17 protein-coding genes and 2 pseudogenes are annotated in these 18072 nt (G+C 71.3%); 8 read left to right on the plus strand and 11 right to left on the minus strand.

What is annotated here, in order from left to right:
• Positions 1 to 7 precede the first annotated feature (7 nt).
• The 4 genes from HK415_RS12965 to HK415_RS12980 are packed head-to-tail and all read left to right on the plus strand — an operon-like array spanning position 8 to position 4065.
• The gene (locus HK415_RS12965) at positions 8 to 1735 is read left to right on the plus strand and encodes an IlvD/Edd family dehydratase (RefSeq protein WP_171559873.1); all 1728 of its coding nucleotides are present in this window, start codon (positions 8 to 10) and stop codon (positions 1733 to 1735) included.
• Between the two features lie 4 nt (positions 1736 to 1739).
• Positions 1740 to 2624: a 2-dehydro-3-deoxygalactonokinase gene (locus tag HK415_RS12970; protein WP_171559875.1), complete on the plus strand. Its 885-nt coding sequence runs from the start codon at positions 1740 to 1742 to the stop codon at positions 2622 to 2624.
• A gap of 8 nt (positions 2625 to 2632) precedes the next feature.
• On the plus strand, positions 2633 to 3268 hold the full coding sequence (locus HK415_RS12975) for a 2-dehydro-3-deoxy-6-phosphogalactonate aldolase (RefSeq protein WP_253261869.1): 636 nt from the start codon (positions 2633 to 2635) through the stop codon (positions 3266 to 3268).
• Positions 3265 to 4065, plus strand: a complete 801-nt coding sequence (locus tag HK415_RS12980; protein ID WP_171559880.1) for an SDR family NAD(P)-dependent oxidoreductase — start codon at positions 3265 to 3267, stop codon at positions 4063 to 4065. Before HK415_RS12975 ends, HK415_RS12980 begins: the two co-directional genes overlap by 4 nt.
• Before the next feature lie 3 nt (positions 4066 to 4068).
• Here the strand turns inward: HK415_RS12980 and HK415_RS12985 are convergent, their stop codons facing one another.
• From HK415_RS12985 to HK415_RS13000, 4 genes and pseudogenes are all read right to left on the minus strand, one after another.
• Positions 4069 to 4272, minus strand: coding sequence for a ribbon-helix-helix protein (locus HK415_RS12985; protein WP_253261870.1), 204 nt, complete (start codon positions 4270 to 4272; stop codon positions 4069 to 4071).
• Positions 4273 to 4332: 60 nt separating this feature from the next.
• Complete coding sequence (locus tag HK415_RS12990) at positions 4333 to 4512, minus strand: ribbon-helix-helix protein (RefSeq protein WP_171559883.1); 180 nt, start codon at positions 4510 to 4512, stop codon at positions 4333 to 4335.
• Between the two features lie 215 nt (positions 4513 to 4727).
• A pseudogene (locus tag HK415_RS12995) lies at positions 4728 to 5950 on the minus strand (MFS transporter).
• On the minus strand, positions 5943 to 6398 hold the full coding sequence (locus HK415_RS13000; protein WP_171559885.1) for a MarR family winged helix-turn-helix transcriptional regulator: 456 nt from the start codon (positions 6396 to 6398) through the stop codon (positions 5943 to 5945). The pseudogene HK415_RS12995 and the gene HK415_RS13000 overlap by 8 nt, the downstream one beginning before the upstream one ends.
• Before the next feature lie 55 nt (positions 6399 to 6453).
• Here HK415_RS13000 and HK415_RS13005 point away from each other — a divergent pair, with 55 nt between their 5' ends.
• Positions 6454 to 6999, plus strand: a complete 546-nt coding sequence (locus HK415_RS13005; RefSeq protein WP_171559888.1) for a PaaI family thioesterase — start codon at positions 6454 to 6456, stop codon at positions 6997 to 6999.
• Between the two features lie 48 nt (positions 7000 to 7047).
• On the opposite strand, the gene HK415_RS13010 is transcribed toward HK415_RS13005, so the two are convergent.
• Genes HK415_RS13010 through HK415_RS25110 form a run of 3 tightly spaced genes read right to left on the minus strand, consistent with a single transcriptional unit; the run spans position 7048 to position 12610 of the window.
• Complete coding sequence (locus HK415_RS13010; protein WP_171559891.1) at positions 7048 to 10824, minus strand: translocation/assembly module TamB domain-containing protein; 3777 nt, start codon at positions 10822 to 10824, stop codon at positions 7048 to 7050.
• Complete coding sequence (locus HK415_RS25105) at positions 10821 to 12215, minus strand: autotransporter assembly complex protein TamA (protein WP_309246685.1); 1395 nt, start codon at positions 12213 to 12215, stop codon at positions 10821 to 10823. Before HK415_RS25105 ends, HK415_RS13010 begins: the two co-directional genes overlap by 4 nt.
• On the minus strand, positions 12110 to 12610 hold the full coding sequence (locus HK415_RS25110) for a POTRA domain-containing protein (RefSeq protein ID WP_253261871.1): 501 nt from the start codon (positions 12608 to 12610) through the stop codon (positions 12110 to 12112). The genes HK415_RS25105 and HK415_RS25110 overlap by 106 nt, the downstream gene beginning before the upstream one ends.
• Positions 12611 to 12712: 102 nt before the next feature.
• Between HK415_RS25110 and gloA the strand changes: the two genes are divergently transcribed.
• A complete protein-coding gene (gene gloA, locus HK415_RS13020) occupies positions 12713 to 13108 on the plus strand; it encodes a lactoylglutathione lyase (RefSeq protein WP_171559894.1) in 396 nt (131 codons plus the stop codon).
• 16 nt (positions 13109 to 13124) lie between these two features.
• Here gloA and eda read toward each other — a convergent pair whose 3' ends face one another.
• Both eda and edd read right to left on the minus strand, forming a co-directional pair.
• Entirely contained in the window at positions 13125 to 13778 is a 654-nt protein-coding gene (gene eda / locus HK415_RS13025; RefSeq protein WP_216369792.1) for a bifunctional 4-hydroxy-2-oxoglutarate aldolase/2-dehydro-3-deoxy-phosphogluconate aldolase, read from the minus strand.
• Positions 13769 to 15598 (minus strand): annotated as a pseudogene (gene edd / locus HK415_RS27570) (phosphogluconate dehydratase). The gene eda and the pseudogene edd overlap by 10 nt, the downstream one beginning before the upstream one ends.
• A gap of 156 nt (positions 15599 to 15754) precedes the next feature.
• Here edd and HK415_RS13035 point away from each other — a divergent pair.
• Positions 15755 to 16318, plus strand: a complete 564-nt coding sequence (locus HK415_RS13035; RefSeq protein ID WP_171563401.1) for a gamma-glutamylcyclotransferase — start codon at positions 15755 to 15757, stop codon at positions 16316 to 16318.
• 2 nt (positions 16319 to 16320) lie between these two features.
• Here the strand turns inward: HK415_RS13035 and HK415_RS13040 are convergent, their stop codons facing one another.
• On the minus strand, positions 16321 to 16842 hold the full coding sequence (locus HK415_RS13040; RefSeq protein WP_171559895.1) for a nucleotidyltransferase family protein: 522 nt from the start codon (positions 16840 to 16842) through the stop codon (positions 16321 to 16323).
• Positions 16843 to 16908: 66 nt separating this feature from the next.
• Between HK415_RS13040 and pdxH the strand changes: the two genes are divergently transcribed.
• Positions 16909 to 17556 carry a pyridoxamine 5'-phosphate oxidase gene (gene pdxH / locus HK415_RS13045; protein ID WP_171559898.1) on the plus strand — a complete coding sequence of 216 codons (648 nt, stop codon included), beginning with the start codon at positions 16909 to 16911 and terminating at the stop codon, positions 17554 to 17556.
• On the opposite strand, the gene HK415_RS13050 is transcribed toward pdxH, so the two are convergent.
• Complete coding sequence (locus HK415_RS13050) at positions 17557 to 18051, minus strand: DUF3299 domain-containing protein (RefSeq protein ID WP_171559900.1); 495 nt, start codon at positions 18049 to 18051, stop codon at positions 17557 to 17559. It abuts the gene before it with no gap.
• Positions 18052 to 18072 lie beyond the last annotated feature (21 nt).

The following is an 18072-nucleotide window of genomic DNA, read 5'->3' on the forward strand; positions in this document are numbered from 1 at the left end:
GCACCCCATGAAAAGGAAAAAGCCCGAGGAGCTGCGCTCCCAGCAGTGGTTCGGCCGGCAGGATCGCGACGGCTTCGCCTACCGCAGCTGGGTCAAGGGCAAGGGCGTGCCGCACGACCAGTTCGACGGCCGCCCCGTCATCGGCATCTGCAACACTTTCAGCGAGCTCACGCCCTGCAACTCGCATTTCCGCACGCTCGCGGAACAGGTGAAGATCGGCGTGTACGAGGCCGGCGGCTTCCCGCTCGAATTCCCCGTGATGTCGCTGGGCGAGACGCTGCTGCGCCCCACCGCCATGCTCTATCGCAACCTGGCGAGCATGGACGTGGAGGAATCGATCCGCGGCAACCCGGTGGACGGCGTCGTGCTGCTCATGGGCTGCGACAAGACCACGCCCTCGCTGATCATGGGCGCCTCCAGCGTGGACCTGCCCACCATCGGGGTGTCCGGCGGGCCCATGCTCAGTGGCAAGTGGCGCGGCCAGGAACTGGGTTCCGGCACCGGCGTGTGGAGCATGAGCGAGCAGGTGCGCGCCGGCACGCTCAAGCTGCAGGACTTCTTCGAGGCCGAAAGCTGCATGCACCGCAGCCACGGCCACTGCATGACCATGGGCACGGCCTCCACCATGGCCAGCATGGTCGAAGCGCTGGGCGTGGGCCTGCCGGGCAACGCAGCCTATCCCGCGGTAGACGGCCGCCGCAACGTGATCGCGCGCATGGCGGGCCGCCGCATCGTGGAGATGGTCCACACCGACCAGAAGCTCTCCAGCATCCTCACCCGCGAAGCTTTCGAGAATGCCATCAAGACCCTGGCGGCCATCGGCGGCTCGACCAACGCGGTGATCCACCTGATCGCCATCGCCCGCCGCATCGGCGTGGAGCTGTCCATCGAGGACTTCGACAAGCTGGGCAGCGAGATGCCCTGCCTGGTGAACCTGCAGCCGTCCGGCAAGCACCTGATGGAGGACTTCTGCTACGCCGGCGGCCTGCCGGTCGTGATGAAGGAAATCGAAAGCCACCTGCACCTGGATGCGGTCACCGCCAGCGGCAAGACCGTGCGCGAGAACATCGCCGATGCGCAGAACTTCAATCAGGAAGTGATCCAGCCGCTGGCCGCGCCCTTCAAGGAGAAGGCGGGCATCGCGGTGCTGCGCGGCAACCTCGCCCCGCGCGGTGCGGTGATCAAGCCCAGCGCCGCCACGCCGCAGCTGATGGTGCACCGCGGCCGCGCCGTGGTGTTCGAGGACATCGAGGACTTCCACAAGCGCATCGACGACGAAGACCTGGACGTGGACGAACACTGCGTGCTGGTCCTGAAGAACTGCGGCCCCAAGGGCTATCCGGGCATGGCGGAGGTCGGCAACATGCCGCTGCCGCCCAAGGTGCTGCGCAAGGGCATCACCGACATGGTCCGCATCAGCGACGCGCGCATGAGCGGCACGGCCTATGGCACGGTGGTGCTGCACACGGCGCCGGAAGCAGCCGCGGGTGGTCCGCTGGCGCTGGTGCAGAACGGGGACATGATCGAGCTCGACGTGCCCAAGCGCCGCCTGCACCTGGAGGTGAGCGACGCCGAACTCGCCAAGCGCATGGCGAAGTGGCAGCCGCCGAAGCCGCCGCTGTCCTCCGGCTACTGGAAGCTCTACATCGACCACGTGCTGCAGGCCGACGAAGGCGCCGACCTGGACTTCCTGGTCGGCAAGCGCGGCGCCTTCGTGCCGCGCGACAACCACTGAGGTCGTGCGCCCCCTCGTCGCCGTCGACTGGGGCACCAGCGCCCTGCGCGCGGCGCGCATCGCGCCCGACGGCGCGGTGCTGGAGGAGCGGGCCTCCACCCGCGGCATCCTGGGCGTGCCGGCCGGCGGCTTCCCCGCCGTGCTGGCCGAGACCTGCGGCGAGTGGCTGGGCGATGCCGTTGCGTTGTGCCTGGTGAGCGGCATGGCCGGCAGCCGGCAAGGCTGGCGCGAAGCGCCTTACCTCGCCTGTCCCGCCGGCTTTCCGGAACTCGCCGGCGGCCTGCTGTGGATCGAACAGGGACGCATCGCGCTGGTGCCCGGCCTGTCCTGCGAAGCCGATGGCGTGCCCGACGTGATCCGCGGCGAGGAGGTGCAGGTCTTCGGCGCGCTCGACCTGCTGCAGCGCGACGAAGGCACGTTCGTGCTGCCCGGCACGCACAGCAAGTGGGTGCAGGTGCGGGACGGACGCGTACAGTCCTTCGCCACCTTCATGACCGGCGAGGTATACGCCCTGCTGCGCCAGCACTCGATCCTGGCGCGCATGATGCCGCCGCAGGACGACCCGCACGACGACGAAGCCTTCGTGCGCGGCGTTCGCCACGCGCAGGAAGCGCGCGGCCTGCTGCACGGCGCCTTCAGCGCGCGCACGCTGGCGCTGTTCGACCGCATGCCGGCCGCCGCGCTCCCGAGCTATCTCTCGGGCCTGGTGATCGGGGAGGAACTGCGCATGCGCGAGGACGCGGCCGGCCCCGTGGTGCTGGTCGGCAGCCCGGGGCTCACGCAACGCTACGGGCTGGCGCTGCACGCGCTGGACCGCGAGGCACGCAGCATCGGTGCCGAGGCGACCTGGCGCGGCCTGTGGGCGCTGGCCCGCACCCTGGAGGAATGATGGACGCAATGCTCGCCCAGGCTGGGCGCGAGGCCCTCGCGCGGCTGCCGTTGGTGGCCATCCTGCGCGGCATCACGCCGCCCGAGGCCGGCGCCGTCGGCGATGCGCTGGTGGACGCTGGCTGGCGCCTGCTCGAGGTGCCGCTGAATTCTCCAGACCCGCTGCAAAGCATTGCTGCATTGGCCAGGCGCCACCCGAACGCGATCGTCGGCGCCGGCACCGTCCGCACACCCGACGAAGTCCGGGCCGTGCACGCCGCCGGCGGCCGGCTGGTGGTCTCCCCGCATGTCGACGCGCGCGTGGTGCAGGCCGCAACGCAGCTCGGAATGGCCGCGGTGCCGGGCGTGATGACGCCGACCGAGGCCTTCGCCGCGCTGGACGCGGGCGCGAGCGCGCTGAAGCTCTTCCCCGCCGAGATGATCCCGCCGGGTGCCGTGAAGGCCTTGCGCGCCGTGCTGCCCGCGGACGCGGTGCTGATGCCGGTGGGCGGCATCGCGCCGGGGACGATGGCGGCCTACCGCGACGCCGGTGCCGGCGGCTTCGGCATCGGCTCTGCGCTCTACAAGCCCGGCATGGACGCGCAGGCGGTCGCCGCTGCGGCGCAGGCTTTCGCGGCGGCGTGGAGCGGTACCATCCGCGCATGAACAGCGCGTCCACCACTCCGCCCCCTTCCTCCAACGTCCAGTTCGGCCTGCAGGGCCGCGTCTGCATCGTCACCGGCGCCGCCCAGGGCATTGGCGAAGCCTGCGCCCGCCGCTTCGCGCGCGAGGGCGCCAAGGTGGTGATCGCCGATATCGACGACCAGCGCGGCCAGGCGCTCGCGCAGGAACTGGACGCGCTGTACGTGCACTGCGACGTGGGCGACAAGGCGCAGGTGGACACGCTGGTGGCCAAGACCATGCTCAGTCATGGCCGCATCGACGTGCTGGTCAACAACGCCGGCATCTTCAAGGCCGCCGACTTCCTGGACATCACCGAGGCCGACTTCGACGCGGTGCTGCGCATCAACCTGAAGGGCTCCTTCCTGGTGGGGCAGGCGGTGGCGCGCGAGATGGCCAAGGCGGGCCGAGGCGCGATCGTGAACATGAGTTCGGTCAACGCCGTGCTGACCATCCCCAACATCGCCAGCTACAACGTGAGCAAGGGCGGCATCAACCAGCTCACGCGCGTGATGGCGCTGGCGCTGGCCGACAAGGGCATCCGGGTGAATGCGGTCGCTCCCGGCACGATCGCAACGGAGCTCGCGGCCAAGGCGGTGCTGACCAGCGAGGAAGCGAAGAAGAAGATCCTGAGCCGCACGCCGATGAAGCGGCTGGGCGAGCCTTCGGAAGTGGCGGACCTGGTGGCCTACCTGGCCAGCGATGCGTCCAGCTACGTCACCGGCGAGATCGTCGTGGTCGACGGTGGCCGGATGACGCTGAACTACACAGTGCCCGTGTAGCCCTCAGCGGGAGCGGCGCGCCGGTGCGGCCTTGCGCGGAGCCGGGCGGCGCGGCGCGGCGGCCGGTGCCTGCTGCTCCATGAACTCCCGGATCAGCCGGCGCACGACCTGCGACGGCGTCATGTCCTGGGTGCGGCAAAGGGCCTCGAAAGCCAGTTTCTTTTCCGGGTCGATCAGGATGGTGAGCCTTGCGGTCTTGAGCTCCATGGGCGGCGGTTCCGATGTTAATCGGATTGTAATTGCTTTCCGCCGCCGCGAGGGCGGGACTCACTCGATGCGCTGGCCGTTGGCGCTGGCGTACTGCACGCCGTGGCGGGCGAGATACTCGCGGATCAGCTGCCTTACCACTTGCGATGCCGTGATGTCCTGTGCCGCGCACAGGTCCTCGAACGCCTTTTTCTTCTCCGCGTCGATCAGGACGGTGAGGCGGGCGGGTTTCTCTTCCATGCGATCCCTCGAGCTTGCAAACATGATAATACTCTGCAACTATCATGTGACTCCTATGGTAGTACTTCCGCGCAACAAGGGGCGGGAGGACTCGCCGAGAAAAAGACCGGCAGCTGGCTCTTCCTTTTGTAGGCCGTGTCCAACGCTGAGCCACGCGGGCGCATGGCTGCGCGGCATTCGGCGCGGCGAACCGGCAGGCCGCGCCCGGGGTGGGCTCAGGCTGTGGCCGCGGACGGGCGCGCCGGCAGCGGCGCCTCGCGGATCGGCAGGTGCACCAGCGCGGCGCCGATGGCCAGCACGATGTCGATGTACCAGACCCAGTCGTAGGCGCCGGTGCGCTCGAACACGCGGCCTCCCAGCCAGGAGCCGACGAAGGCGCCGACCTGGTGGGTGAGCATCACCACGCCGAACAGCGTGGCCATGTTGGCCGGGCCGAAGAACTTGGCCACCAGTCCCGCCGTCGGCGGCACCGTGGACAGGTAGGTGAGGCCCATCACGGCCGCGAACATCAGCACCACGGGCCCGGTCTTGGGCGCGAACAGGAACACCAGCACGGCGAGCGCGCGCACCGCATAGATCAGGGACAGCAGCGACTTCATGCGCCAGCGGCCCACGGCCCAGCCCACCGCGAGGCTGCCGACGATGTTGAACAGCCCCAGCATCGCGAGCGCCCAGCCGCCCCATTGCGTCGGCAGCCCGCAGGCCTCGACCACGCCGGGCAGGTGCACCGCGAGGAAGGCGACGTGGAAGCCGCAGACGAAGAAGCCCGCGCCCAGCAGCAGGTAGTCGGAGTTGCGCAGCGCCTGCTTGACGGCCTGGCCGGCGCCGACCGGTTTCTGTCCGGTCGCCGTGCCGTGCGCGGCCGCCGTTCCGCGCAGCACCCACGCGGCCGGCAGGCAAAGCAGCGTCATCAGCGCCAGCACCTGCATCGCGGAGCCCCAGCCGATGCCGACGATCAGGAGGCGGCGATCGGCGCGGTGGCGAACTGGCCGAAGGAACCGCCGGCGTTGACCAGGCCGGTGGCGATGCCGCGGCGCGCGGGATCGATCATGCGCACGCTGGCCGACATCAGCACCGCGGGCCCCGCCATGCCGGAGCCTCCGGACGCCAGCACGCCGATGGCGAAGATCAGGCCCATGGTGGTGGTCATCAGCGGGGTGATGAAGGTGCCGATGGCCAGCAGCACCACGCCGACGGCGAGCACGCGGCCGGCGCCGTACTTGTCGGCCATCGCGCCGGCGAAGGGCTGCGTGAGTCCCCACCAGAGCTGGCCGAAGGCGAAGGCCAGGCTGATGCTGCCCAGGCCCAGGCCGGTGGAGGTGTTCAGCGCCGGCAGGAACAGGCCCATGCTCTGGCGCGCGCCCATGGTGAGCGCGAAGGTCCCGGCCGCGGCCAGCATCACCAGCCAGAAAGCGTAGCGGCGCATCGCTTCACTCATCGTGATTCCCCTCCGGAATGTCGGCGAGCAGGTCCTGGCACTCGTCCAGCAGAGCGTGCAACGCTAGCACGCGGTGCGCGCCGAGTCGCTGATTGAGTGACTCCTGCGCCACACGCCAGCGCCGCTGCGCCTCCTGCCGTTTCTCCTTTCCCGCCGGCGTGGCGCTGACGAGACGGCTGCGGCCGTCGACCCCCGGCTCCAGCACCAGCAGGCCGGCATCGATCAGCGGCCGCAGGTTGCGCGTGAGCGTGGACGCATCGACCTTCATCGCCCGCGCCAGGTCCACCGGACGCAGCGGCCCGAGTTTCACCGCATACGACAGCAGCGAGTACTGCGTGCCGCGCAGGCCGGTCTTGCCCACCTCGGCGTCGTAGAGCTGCGCCACCCGGCGCATCAGCTGGCGCAGCTTGAGGTTGGTGCAGCCCTGCGGCTTGACAGCGGTGTCCATGGCGATTATTGTAGCTGCAACCATTGCATATGCAAGTTGATTCCGGAGCGGACGAATGAGCAAGGTGGACCAGCTGGAAGCATGGCTCGCGCAGGAGCGCGAAGTGAAGGCGCGCCTGGACGCGGGCGCGGGCTGCGGCGTCGCGCGCCCCGAGCAGGTGGCCGGGCGCAGCGGCCTGGAAGTGCTGCAGGCGATGCTGCGCGGCGAGCTGCCCTACCCGCCGATCGCGCGCACGCTGGATTTCCAGCTGCTGGAAGTCGGCGAGGGCCGCGCGGTGTTCCAGGGCGCGCCGGGGCCGGGGCACCTCAATCCCATGGGCGGCATCCACGGCGGCTGGTACGCGACGCTGCTGGACTCCGCGCTCGGCTGCGCCGTTCACACCATGATGCCGCCCGGCCGCGGCTACACCACCGCGGAACTCGGCGTGAACCTGGTCAAGGCGATCGGCACCAGGGTGCAGCGGGTGCGCGCGGAAGGGCGCGTGCTGCACTGCGGCCGGCAGCTGGCAACGGCGGAGGCGCGACTGGTGGGGCCGGACGGGACGCTGTATGCACATGCGACGACGACGTGCCTGGTGTTCGAGATGCCCGCGGCGAGGTGAGCCGGCCGCTGTCGTGCATTGCAGGTCCAGCCCGCAATCCCATGAATTTCACTTCTTCCGCAGCCCGTCGAACGCGAAGGTGAAGATCAGGTCCAGCCCGGCCCGTTCCCCGCCTCCGCCCGCACCGTCACCCTGCGCGAAACGTCTAGAGAAGATGAACAGCGTGCCCATGGTCCCCGACAGGCTGCGTTCGTAGGCGGCGTAGAAGTTGTCGGCGAAGCGCTTGCCCACGCGCACCACGGCGCCGCTGGTGCTGTCCGGACGCACGCTCAGGTCGTCCAGTCCCAGGCTACCGGCGATGCCCTTGCCGGTGCCGCGGCGGCCCGATAGCAGCGCGGTGGCCGCGCGTTGCAACAGCGCGGTCTCCGCGCCACCGCCGGAGGACGAGCGTCCCAGCACCACATACGACAGGGTCTCCGCTTCCGAGAGGCCCCCTTCCGAATACAGCTCCACGTGCGGCGACTGCGCACGGCCGGTCACCAGCACGCCCACCTTCTCGGTCATGTTCGGGCGCAGGGCCAGGATGTCGAGCGCGGGGTTGTCGGCCGGGCCGGTGAAGCGCAGTTCGCCACGCTCGATGTTCATGCGCTGGCCATAGGCTTCGTAGGTACCGCCCGCGGTGCGGATCAGGCCGACGATCTGCGGCGTGCCGGCTGCGCTGGCCTGCACCTGCAGCGAACCGGCCAGCCGAGTGTCCACGCCACGGCCCGTCACCCGGAAATCGTTGCCCAGGTCGAAGGCGATCCGAAGGTTCAAGGGACGCGCACCCTCGGTGGCCGCGGGCGGCCGCTGCTTGCGTTCGGTCTCGGTGACGGCGACGCCGGGCGCATTGCGCACCAGCACGTCGTCGCCCAGGCGGGGCGGGGTTTCGTCGGGGATCTGGATGCGCGCGCGGTCCACGCGCAACTCGCCCGTGACCGTGGTGCCGGCGCGGTCCATGCGCGCTTCCACGGGACCGGACACCACCAGCTGCCGGTCGCTGCGGATGCTGGCCCGCAGCTGCGAGAGCTGCGCGTTCGCCTGGAACACGGGTCCCTCGGGCGTCCAGCTGCCCTCGCCGTACGCGAGCAGCGTGCCGCCGCCCCCGCCCTCGTCGCTGCCTTGCAGCAGGAACTCGCTGACCACCACGCGCTGTCCCGCCAGCCGCGCGCGCAGCCGCCCGTTGCGCAGCTCGATGCCGTCGACGACGGAGCGCAGCGCGAGGTCGTCCGCGTTCACCGGGCCCGACAGCTCGGGCTGCGCGCGCGTGCCGCCGATCGCGATGTCGGCGGCCAGCGATCCGCGCAACCGCCAGCCCGGTGGCGCCAGCAGCGACCACACGCCGATGCGCGGCAGCTGCGCCTGCAGGCGACCGGAGATCGGCGCCTGCTGCGGCCAGGACCAGCCGTCCGCGTCCTGCACGAGCCGCGTGCGCAGCTGCCCTTCGGCATGGCCGGCGCGCTCGCTGTCCCACAGCAGCGAGAACACGAGCTGCTCGCCCTGGCTGGCGACCGTCAGGCGCGCATCGCGCACGCCGGCGCTCACGCGCGCGGCCGCGCCGTCGACGCTCTCCGCCAGCACGTTGACGTCGCCGCGCACGCGCGCCAGCGACGCCTCCACGCGCACCGTGCGCCCGAGCTGGGCGTTCCACTGCGCGTCGAACACCATGTCGCCCGAAAGCGCGGAGCCGGCCAGCTGCGATCCGCCCACCAGCTCGATCCATGCCAGCGGCAGGCCGCCCAGGCGTCCTGCCGTCGACAAGGTCCCGCCCTGGCGCCGCACCGGCGTCCAGGACAGCACCGCATCGGTGGCCGGCGAGCCGCTGCGCATCGCCGGCGCGCGCAGCAGCGCTTCGCCCGCCGCCACTTCGAAATTGCCGCCGCTGGCGCGCCAGTCCACGGGCCGCTGCAATTGCACCTGCCAGGGCCCCGGCGTGATCGACGCATCCTGCAGGCGCGCCGACAGGCTGGCCACCTGCCCGCGCCATTGCGTGGCGGCGCCGCCCAGCGTCGCGCCGAGGCGGCCGGCTCCCACCACGTCCACTTTCCGCTGGCCCTGCTCCGCCTGCGCGCGCAGGTCCAGCGCCGCATCGCGCAGGCGCCCTTGCACCTGCAGCGATGCATCGCGCACCGTCCACGGCGGCGCAGCCGCATCCTGCTTCGCGCCCGCGGCCTGCCAGCCGAGCGCACGCGCCGTCGCCTTCGCCTGCACGGTGGGATCACGCCAGCCGCCCTGCCACGCCAGCTGCGCCTGCGCGTTGCCGCGCAGCGCGAAGGGCTTGAGCATGTCGCGCAGCCCGGGCCAGCGCGCCAGCCAGCGCTGCGCCTGCGCGAGGTCGGTGGACGCGATGTCCGCGCTGCCCTGCCCGCGGCTTTCCGCCACGCTGCCCTTGGCCTGCGCCTGCAGGCCGGGCGCGCGCAGGTTCAGCCGCCCCTGGCCCCGGCTGGCCGCCAGCTGCCAATCGAGTTCGCCTTCCAGCAATGCGTCGCTCGTCCGCACGCGCAGCTGCGACAAGCTCAAGGCATCGCCGGCCCAGCGCCCCTTGGCGAGCACGTCGCGCAGTTCCAGCGCGCTGGCGGCCGCCGGCAAGGCGTCGTCCCGTGCCACGCGCGAGCGCGGCGCACCGGCCTGCAGCGAGACATCGAAGTTCACGGTTCGGCCCTCGCCCTGCAGGCGCAAGGGCCCGGTGAGCGGCAGCGGCGCCAGGCTCGTGTGCAGCTGCGCAGGATCCACCGCGTCCACCCGGCCCTCGAACTTCCAGCCCTGGCCTTCCCAGGCGCCACTGCCTTCGATGCGGCCACCGCCCGCTTCCGCCGCCAGCGTCTTCACCAACGCAACGCCGTCGCGCCACTCGCCTTCGCCGCGCGCGGTGACCACGGGCAGCTTCTTCGCATCCCAGGGACCGGCCGCGCGGTTGCGCAGGTCGGCACGCAGCGCGTAGGCGCCCGCAGCCGAGGGCACGACCTCGACGTGCCCCGACAGCAGCGTGCGCGGCGCGGCCGGCCAGAACATCGCCAGGTCCAGCTGCTGGAAATCGGCCTCGCCCTTCGGCACAGGCATGGCCGCGAACGGCGCAAGGCGCGCGCTCGCGGTGGCGCGCGGCAGCTCGCCCTGCAGGCCGGCGCCCGGCGCCACCTGCAGGCGCGCAGTCGCATCGATCGCCGACGCCGGCCCTTGCGCGCGCAGCTCGAAGTCCAGGGGCACCTTCCGCTCGACGCCCGGGACCGGCGCCGCGAAGCGCCCCGCCAGGGATGCATCGACCGTCAGGGGCGCGATCGCCAGCAGCTTCAGGTCGCCGCGGTAGTCGCCGCCGGCCAGCCGCAGGGACTGGAGCGCGACGCGATGGCGCAGGCCGTCGAAGGCGTACTGCGCCGCCAGCCCGCTCGCTTCGAGTTCCATGCGCCCGCGGTACGACAGCGTGCCGACCTGCAGCTGCTCCACGTTCACCTGCCACGGCAGGCGCAGGTCCTGCGGCAGCTTCATCGCCTCCTCGCTGCGCGGACGCCGGTCGATCACGCGCGCACGCGCGACCTGCACCTGCTCCAGCTGCAGCGTCCGGCCCAGCAGCGCGACCGGCTGCCATTCCAGCCGGATGTCCTCGGCCTCCAGCCGCAGGCCGTCGCGCTCCCAGACGATGCGCCGGATGTGCCAGGCGCCGCGCACCGATCCCTGCACGCCCTCGCCTTGCAGGGACACGCGGCCGCCCACGCGTCGCAGCAGCCAGTCCAGCGATCCTTCCTGTCCCGCCCACCACCACAGGCCCCCGGCCACCAGCAGGAGCAGCAGCGCGAAGCCGACCATCACGCGGACCGTGATGCGGGTGACGCGGGCGATGCGCGCGTTCAAAACACGAACCCCGCGCTGAAATGCAGGCGGAAGCGCTTCGAATGCAGCCCGTAGGCGATGGCGCCTTCCACCGGCCCCACCGGGCTGCGCCAGCGCACGCCGGTGCCCACGCCGACCCGCGCCCGCATGTCGCCGGGCTTGTCCGCCACCGAGCCGGCGTCGACGAACAGCGTGTGCTCGAACTGCGTGGGCAGGCCGCGCCGCTGGATCGGCCGCTGCCACTCGGCGCTGCCCACCGCCAGGTAGCGGCCGGGCCCGACCAGGTCGCCGGTCAGCGGCACGCCGATGTCCAGGTACTTGTAGCCGCGCACCGTGGTGTCGCCGCCGGTGCGGAACAGCTGCGTCGCGGGCACCCGCGCACCGTCCTGCGCCAGCACCGCGCCGGCCTCGGCGCGCAGCTGCAGCCGTCCGCTCTTCAGCGGCCGCAGGCCGAGCCAGCGCACCAGCGTGCGCTGGAAGGGATGGCCGTTGCCGCCGAGGGTCAGGCCGCCGCCGAATTCGATGGCGATGCCGTAGCCGCTGCTGGGCAGCTGCAGGTCGTCGAAGTAGCGGCCGGTCCAGATGTAGTTGGCGCTGACCGCGGAGCCCTCGCCGGTGTCCAGCGGCGTCAGCGGCACGTTGCGCGGGTTCTGCACCGTGGCGCGTTCGTACTGCACGTACACGTTGCGGTCGATGCGGTCGCCGTTCTGGAAGCGGCCCGCGCGCAGGCGCTGGCTGTGCGTCACGAGGCGGTCGTCGTCCAGCTTCTCGCCGCGCGCGAGCACGGCCCAGCGCCAGCCGTCCTCGTCGGGGATCGCGGTCCACTCGGTCTGCGCGAAGGGATTCTTCTTCTCCGCCTGCAGCTTGCTCACCGCGCGCCAGCCCACCAGGGGCAGCCGGTTGTGCGTGTGCTCCAGCGACGCGCGCGGCCCGCCGTCGGTGGTGAAGCCCAGGCCCAGCACCACCTTCTGCAGCGGCGCTTCGCGCACGGTCACCTGCACCGGCGCGGCGTTGGGGTCGGACGTGTCGGGGTCGACGAAGATGAAGGCGGAGTCGAAGTAGCCGCTGCCGGACAGGCGCAACTGCGCCTGCACGATCTTCTCCTGGTCGTACACCGAGCCGACCGGCAGGCGCGCCAGCCGCGGCACCAGCACCGGGTCGTAGCGCTCCACGCCCGTCACCTGCACGGGGCCAAGGCGGAACAGCGCGCCGGAGTCGAGCTTCAATCCGAGCCGCGCGGAGGACGTCGCCGCATCGACGTCCGCCAGGCTGTAGCTGATGCGGCCGGCCGGATAGCGGCGCGCGATCAGCTGCCGCGTGGCTTCCGACTTCGCGCGGTCCCAGCCGGCCTGCGTGAAGGGCTCGCCGGCGCGCAGCGGCCAGCTGGCGCGGATCCCTTGCCGCTGCGACACGGCCTCGGCATCGCTGCTGGTGGCGATGTCGCCCTCGAACGCGATGCTGGCCTCGGCGATGCGCGTGCGCGCCCGGGCTCCACCGCCACCAGCAGGGTGGGCCGCGTGCCAGGCTCGCGCGAGATGCGCACCTGCGGCGCGAAGTAGCCCTGGGTGGCCAGCAGCTCGCGCGCGTCCTTCTCCGCCAGCACGATCAGCCGCGCGATCTCGGCGTCGTCGAGGTCGGTGACTTCGCGGTAACGGCGCAGCTCCAGGTTGCGTTCGAGGATTTCCTTGAGCGGGTCGGGGGCGCGGACGACGAGGTCGAAGGAAGCGGCCTGCGGCTGGGCCGAGGCCAGCGGCGCAAGCAGCCACAGCACGGCCATCCCCGCGCCGGCGAAGAGCTTGCGGATCATGGACCCCGAACTATGGGTGCACGGCGACGGCCGCGCCGTAGGTGATATTCGACTCATGCGTGACGGACGGGCGAGCTTGCCACGGATGGCTATGATCCGCCCATGCGAATCCTCCACACCATGCTGCGCGTGGGCGACCTGCAGCGCGCCATAGACTTCTACACCAAGGTGCTGGGCATGACCCTGCTGCGCACCACCGAGCGCCCGGAGCAGAAGTACTCCCTGGCCTTCGTCGGCTACGGGAAGAATCCCGAGCATGCCGAGCTGGAGCTCACCTACAACCACGGGGTGGACCAGTACGAGATGGGCAGCGCCTACGGCCACATCGCCATCGCCGTGCCCGACGCCTACGCGGCCTGCGAGAAGATCCGCGCGGCCGGCGGCAACATCACGCGCGAGCCCGGGCCGGTCAAGGGCGGCAACACGGTGATCGCCTTCGTGACCGACCCGGACGGCTACAAGATCGAACTGATCCAGCGCGAAGGCGAGCCGGGCTAGCCGGCCCGTCGCAGCCTCACTTGCGCGACAGCGCCGCGGCCTCCGACGCCAGCCGCGTCACCCGTGCCCAATCCTGCGCCGCGAGCGCGTCCGCGGGCGTGAGCCAGGAGCCGCCGACGCAGGCGACGTTGGGCAGCGCCAGGAACTCGCGCGCGTTCTGCACGGTGACGCCGCCGGTGGGGCAGAACTTCACGTCGTTGAAAGGCCCATGCCAGGCCTTGAGCATGGCGGCGCCCCCAGCCTGCAGGGCGGGGAAGAACTTCAGCGCCGTGTAGCCGTCCTCCTGCGCCATCATGATCTCGCTGCCGGTGGCCACGCCGGGCAGCAGGGCCAGGCCCAGTTCGTGGCACGCCCTGCCCACCGCATGCGTGTAGCCGGGGCTGACCGCGAAGCGGGCGCCGGCCAGCGCCGCGGCCTGCGCGTCGGCGGCGCTGCGCACGGTGCCGGCGCCGATCACGGCCTCAGGCACTTCGCGCGCGATCGCCTCGATGCACGCCAGCGCCACCGGCGTGCGCAGCGTCACCTCCAGCATGCGGATGCCGCCGGCGACCAACGCGCGCGCCAGCGGCACGGCATGCGCGCGGTCCTGCAGCACGATCACCGGGATCACCGGCGCGTCCTGCATCACTTCGGCCGCCGTGGGACGGTCGGAAATCGGTTTCAGAGCCATGTGCAGGCGCCCTCCTCAGCGGCCAGTGCATTGCGCCGCATGCCGGCGAACAGTTCGCGGCCGACGCCGTGGCCGTTGCCGGCCCGCTGCGCGTCGGCGAGGGTGGCCGGCCGGCGCTGCGACCATTCCGCGGCATCGACCAGCGCCTCGAGCTTGCCGGCGGGCGCGTCCAGCCGCACCAGGTCGCCGTCGCGCAGCAGCGCGAGCGGCCCACCGGACGCCGCTTCCGGCGACACGTGGATGGCGGCCGGCACCTTGCCCGAGGCGCCGCTCATGCGGCCGTCGGTGACCAGCGCGACGCGGAAGCCCTTGCCTTGCAGCACCGCCAGCGGGGGCGTGAGCTTGTGCAGTTCCGGCATGCCGTTGGCCTGCCGGGCCCTGCCAGCGCACCACGCACACCACGTCGCGATCGAGCTCGCCGGCCTTGAAGGCGGCCTGCAGGGCTTCCTGGCTGTCGAAGATGCGCGCTGGCGCCTCGATCACGTGCCGGTCTTCCGGCACCGCGGACACCTTGATCACGCTGCGCCCGAGATTGCCGGTGAGCAGCTTCCAGGCCGCCGGTGGCGCTGAAGGGTTGCTGCGCCGGCCGCACCACGCTGTCGTCGCGCGAGGGACCGATGTCGGACCAGGCCAGGCGCCGGTCGCCGCGCGCAGCGATGGCCGGCTCGCGCGTGTACTCGCGCAGCCCGCCTTCGCGCACGGTGAGCACGTCCTCGTGCATCAGCCCCGCGTCCAGCAGTTCCCGGATCACGTAGCCCGGGCCGCCCGCGGCCTGGAACTGGTTCACGTCGGCCACGCCGTTGGGATAGACGCGCGCCAGCAGCGGCACCACGTCCGAGAGCCGGTCGAAGTCGTTCCAGTCGATCACGATGCCGGCGGCGCGCGCCACTGCCACCCAGTGGATCAGATGGTTGGTGGAACCGCCGGTGGCCAGCAGCGCCGCCATCGCGTTGACGATGCAGCGCTCGTCGACGATGCGGCCGATCGGCGTGAAGCGCCGGCCCTTGACCATGTCCAGCGCGGTGCGCACCGCTTCGCGCGTCAGTTCCGCGCGCAGTTCCGCTTCCGGCAGCACGAAGGCGGAGCCGGGCACGTGCAGGCCCATGGCTTCCATCAGCATCTGGTTGCTGTTCGCGGTGCCGTAGAAGGTGCAGGTGCCGGGCGAGTGGTAGGCCTTCATCTCGGCATCCAGCAGCGCCTCGCGGCCCACGAGGCCCTGCGCGGCCTGTTCGCGCACCTTGGCCTTTTCCGTGTTCGACAGGCCACTGGGCATGGGCCCGCCGGGCACGAACACGGTGGGGATGTGGCCGAACTGCAGCGCGCCGATCAGCAGGCCGGGAACGATCTTGTCGCAGATGCCCAGCATCAGCGCCGTCGTCGAACACGTCGTGGCTCAGGCCCACCGCCGTGGCCATCGCGATCACGTCGCGCGAGAACAGGCTGAGCTCCATGCCGGCCGTGCCCTGCGTGACGCCGTCGCACATGGCCGGCACGCCGGCGGCCACCTGCGCGGTCGCGCCATGCCTGCGCGCCTCTTCCTTGATGAGGGACGGGAAGCGCTCGTAGGGCGCGTGTGCCGACAGCATGTCGTTGTAGGCGTTGACGATGCCGATGTTGGGCGCGCGTTCCGTCACGACCTTGAACTTGTCGTTGGCGGGGATGCCGGCGAAGGCATGGGCGACGTTGGCGCAGCCCATCCGGTCGGCGCCGCGGTCACGCGCAGCCGCTTCGTCCAGGCGGGCCAGGTAGGCGGAGCGGCTGGCCGCGCTGCGCTCACGGATGCGCTGCGTCACCGCCTGCAGCACGGGATGGAGTTTCATGGGAAGCCGGTAACTTGGTTACGGCGATCCTACCTCCCGCGGGGGCCTTGGGGTCCGTACCGGGTACGAACCGGTTACCAACTTCCGGGGTCTTGCCGCCTCCGCTAGAGTTCGGGCGTGACCGAAGTGTTGAAGCCACAGCGGGACGCGGCCGCGATGCTGCAAAGAGCCATTGCCGAATGGGGCGGGGAAGACGACCTCTGGATCTTCGGCTATGGCTCGCTCATCTGGCGGCCCGATTTCGATTTCGTGGAGCAGCGGCCGGCGCGCGTGCACGGCTGGCACCGCGCGCTGAAGATGTGGAGCCGCATCAACCGCGGCACGCCCGAACGGCCGGGCCTGGTGTTCGGCCTGCTGACCGGCGGCTGCTGCCGCGGCGTGGTGTTCCGCGTGCGCAAGGAGCACGGCGCCGAGATCCTCACCCGCCTGTGGTCGCGCGAAATGGCGACGGCGGTGTACGACCCGCGCTGGCTGCCGGCCGAAACGCCGGCGGGGCGCGTCCGGGCGCTGGCCTTCACGCTCTCGCGCAAGAGCCCCAGCCACACCGGCGAGCTGACCGAGGAGGAGTACCGCGCGATCTTCGCCTTCGCCTCCGGCATCTACGGAACCACGCTCGATTACGCGCACCGCACGCTGGAGGAGCTCAAGCGGCACGACATCCGCGACCGCAACCTGGAAAGGCTGCTGCGGCTGATCCAGCGGCAGCAGTCCGGGTCCTGAACTCAGTCAGCGCCGCCGCGCGCCGCCAGCAGGCGCTCGGCCCGCGCCAGGTCGTCCAGCGTGTCGACGTCGGTCACGATGCCTTCGTCGTCCAGCTCCAGCTTCAGGGGTTGCGCGGCCCGCACGATGGCAGCCGCGCCTTCGGTGCCGGTAAGCGCCTGCAGCGCGGGACCGTGCTGCGCCGAGAAACCCACGGGATGGCCGCGGGTGCCGCGGTACGTCGGCACGACGACCGATGCGCGCTGCAGCGCCTCGGCCACCGCGCGCAGCGACTGCGGCGCGACGAGTGGGAGGTCGCCGGGGAGCACCAGCCAGCCGCCGGCGCCCGCCGTCGCACGCACGCCGGCCGCGATCGAATCGCCCATGCCCGGATGCCCCGCATCCTCGACGTGGAAAGGCAGGCCGCTGGCACGCACGGCGGCCAGCGTGTGTTCCAGCACCGGCCGACCGGCCAGCAAGGCCTGCAATTTGGAGCCGGTGCCGCCCGAGGCGCGGAAGCGTTCGCCGCGGCCGGACGCGAGCACGAGGACGACGGGGGTTCATGGCGCCGCAGTCTGCCGCAGAAATGCCCAGGTGCGACAATCTTTGCCATGAGCAGCACTGCCGACCGCATCGCCGAACTGCGCAAGAACTACGAGCGCGCCGAACTGAGCGAGGACGCCTCGCACGCCGACCCGTTGAAGCAGTTCGACCAGTGGCTCACCGAAGCCATCTCGTCGGAGATCCCGGAGCCCAACGCGATGACGCTGGCCACGGTGGCGAGCGACCTGCGCCCGAGCACGCGGGTGGTGCTGGTCAAGGGCTACGACGAGCGCGGCATCGTCTGGTACACCAACTACGAGAGCCGCAAGGGCGTGGAGCTGGCCGGCAACCCGTACGCGGCACTGCAGTTCCACTGGGTGGAGCTGGAACGCGTGGTGCGCATCGAGGGCCGGGTGGAGAAGACCGGCGCGGAGGAAAGCGATGCCTATTACGCGAGCCGGCCGCTGGACTCGCGCATCGGCGCCTGGGCCAGCCCGCAAAGCCAGGTGATCCCGGGTCGCACGGTGCTGGTCACGAACGCGGCGAAGTACAGCGCGCAATTCCTCTTGAACCCGCCGCGCCCGCCGCACTGGGGCGGCTACCGGCTGGTGCCGGACCAGTGGCAGTTCTGGCAGGGAAGGAAGAGCCGGCTGCATGACCGGTTGCGCTACCGGCAGGCAGGCGGCGAATGGGTCCGCGAGCGCCTGGCGCCCTGATCACTTGACCGCGACGGCCTCGGTCACGCGGTAGTAGAGGCCGTACTCGTCCTCCACCAGCGTCTGGAATTTCCCCTCGACCACCACCGGGTCGAGCGTGTACTTCACCGGCGTCTTCGTCTTCACTTCGACCATGCTCTCCGGGCCGCCCGGCGTGCAGAAGCCGCAGGTCAGCGGCACCGAGCTGAGGAGGAAATGGCTCTGCTTCTCGCCCGGCTCCAGCGGCATCATGAAGCCCTGCACGCGCTGCGGCTTCTGCTGCAGGGCGAGCTGTTCCTTGGTGAACACCGGCAGCAGCTTGTTCTTCTCCGTCTTCGTCTGCACGGCGGTGAGCAGCGACCACGGCACCACGTCGTTGCGCTGGGGCAGCGGGGCGATCGGGCTGTTCGGGCTGTGCACGCCCGCGCCGCTGCCCTGCGGCAGGGGCGAGGAGAGCTGCGCCCAGGCCGCGCCGGCGGCAAGGGCGGAGGCCAGGACGAGGACTGCGATCTTCATGGCTTGCTCCGGTTCGAAGGG

The organism is Ramlibacter montanisoli, assembly GCF_013087525.1.
Classification (GTDB): domain Bacteria; phylum Pseudomonadota; class Gammaproteobacteria; order Burkholderiales; family Burkholderiaceae_C; genus Ramlibacter; species Ramlibacter montanisoli.